The following is a 2,204-nucleotide window of genomic DNA, read 5'->3' as shown; positions in this document are numbered from 1 at the left end:
TCCCGCCGGTCAGGACGCCCGTGCGACCACGCGCGGCGGACAACCCTGCGGCGGCCGTGGCGAGCGCAGTGCTCCACGGGACCGGCACCAGGCCCCCGTCCCGGCCGCGGATCATCGGGGTGGTGAGGCGGTCGGGCTGCGTGGCGTAGGCGAAGGCCCACCGGCCCTTGTCGCAGTTCCACTCCTCATTCACCTCCGGGTCGTCACCGGCCAGCCTGCGCAGGACCTTCCCGCGTCGGTGGTCGGTCCGCTGCCCACAGCCGCTGGCGCAGTGCTCGCAGACGCCTGGGCTCGAGACCAGGTCGAACGGGCGCGCCCGGAAGCGGTACGCGGCACCGGTGAGCGCCCCGACCGGGCAGATCTGGACGGTGTTGCCGGAGAAGTACGACTCGAAGGGCTCGTCCCCGTAGACGCCCACCTGTTGCTGGGAGCCCCGTTCCATCAGGTCGATGAACGGGTCGCCCGCGATCTGGTCCGAGAACCGGGTGCACCGCGCACACATCACGCAACGCTCGCGATCGAGCAGGACCTGCGACGAGATCGCGATGGGCTTGGGGAACGTGCGCTTGACCTCGGTGAACCGGGAGTGGCCGTGGCCGCTGGAGAGGGCCTGGTTCTGGAGTGGACATTCGCCGCCCTTGTCGCAGACGGGGCAGTCCAGCGGGTGGTTGATCAGGAGGAGCTCCATGACCCCGCGCTGGGCCTTGTCCGCGATCTCGGAGGTGAACTGGGTGCGCACCACCATGTCCTCGGTGACCGGGGTGGTGCAGGAGGTCACGGGTTTGGGGGCGCCCTCGACCTCGACGATGCACTGGCGGCACGCGCCGGCCGGTTCGAGCAGCGGGTGGTCACAGAACCGCGGAATCTGTACCCCGAGGCGTTCGGCGGCGCGGATCACCAGTGTGCCGGCGGGCACGGAGACCCGGTGGCCGTCCACGGTGAGGGTGACCAGATCCTCGTCCGCGTCGGGCGTCAGGTCGGCCACGGTGTCGTCGGCGCGGGGGGTGATCTTGTTGGGCACGGGGTCACCGGTGGTGCTGTCCGAGGGGGCTCTGGAGCGGTCGGGTGCGCGGTCGCCGGTGGTCATCGGGCCACCTCCTCGGTCCGGGCGAAGACGGTCGAGCGGCTGTGATCGAAGGGACAACCGTCGGGGATATGGGCCAGGTACTCGTCCCGGAAGAGCGCGATGGACGAGATGATGGGAGCGCCGGCGGCGTCGCCGAGTGCGCAGAACGATTTGCCGACGATGTTGTCCGAGATGTCGAGCAGCCGGTCCAGGTCGCTCTCCGTGGCGGTGCCGTCCTCGAGCCTGCGCATGATCTGCACCAACCAGAACGTGCCCTCACGGCAGGGTGTGCACTTGCCGCAGGACTCGTGGGCGTAGAACTCCGACCAGCGCAACACGGCCCTCACCACGCAGGTCGTGTCGTCGAAGATCTGCAGCGCCTTGGTGCCGAGCATGGAGCCCTCGGCCGCGCATCCCTCGTAGTCCAGGGGCATGTCCAGCTGGGCGTCGGTGAGGATCGGGGTGGAGGAACCACCGGGGGTCCAGAATTTGAGGGTGTGCCCCTCCCGGATGCCGCCGGCGTAGTCCAGCAGTTCACGCAGGGTGATGCCGAGCGGCGCCTCGTACTGTCCGGGCCGGGTGACGTGGCCGGACAGCGAGTACAGCGTGAAGCCGGGGGACTTCTCCGAGCCCATCGAGCGGAACCACTCGGGCCCGTGCTGGAGGATCGACGGAACGCTCGCGATGGACTCGACGTTGTTGACCACGGTAGGACAGGCGTAGAGCCCCGCGACGGCGGGGAACGGGGGGCGGAGCCGCGGTTGCCCGCGTCGGCCCTCGAGGGAATCGAGGAGTGCGGTCTCCTCACCACAGATGTAGGCGCCGGCGCCCGCGTGGACCACGATGTCCAGGTCGAATCCGCTGCCCAGGATGTCGCGACCCAGGAACCCGGCCTCGTACGCCTCGGCGACCGCGGTCTGCAGGCGCCTCAGCACCGGCACCACCTCGCCGCGCAGGTAGATGAACGCGTGGGAGGCGCGGATGGCGTACGCCGCGATCACCATGCCCTCGATCAGCACGTGCGGCGTGGCCAGCATGAGGGGCATGTCCTTGCAGGTCCCGGGCTCGGACTCGTCCGCGTTGACCACCAGGTAGTGGGGTTTGGCGGCGGGGTCGGAGGCCTCGGGGTCCTCGGGGG

At 69.9% G+C, this 2,204-nt stretch carries 2 protein-coding genes; both read right to left on the bottom strand.

Annotated features, from left to right (window positions below):
• Nucleotides 1–1,087 (bottom strand): 2Fe-2S iron-sulfur cluster-binding protein (locus G6027_RS13710; protein ID WP_241727125.1); only part of this gene is annotated, 1,087 nt, incomplete at its 3' end.
• Nucleotides 1,084–2,204, bottom strand: a 1,121-nt coding sequence (gene nuoF / locus G6027_RS13705; protein WP_182637654.1) for an NADH-quinone oxidoreductase subunit NuoF, incomplete at its 5' end; no start/stop codon positions are given. The genes nuoF and G6027_RS13710, both read right to left, overlap by 4 nt.

It is taken from the genome of Dietzia sp. SLG310A2-38A2, from assembly GCF_014145095.1.
Classification (GTDB): domain Bacteria; phylum Actinomycetota; class Actinomycetes; order Mycobacteriales; family Mycobacteriaceae; genus Dietzia.
This window is presented reverse-complemented; position numbering and strand designations above follow the sequence as displayed.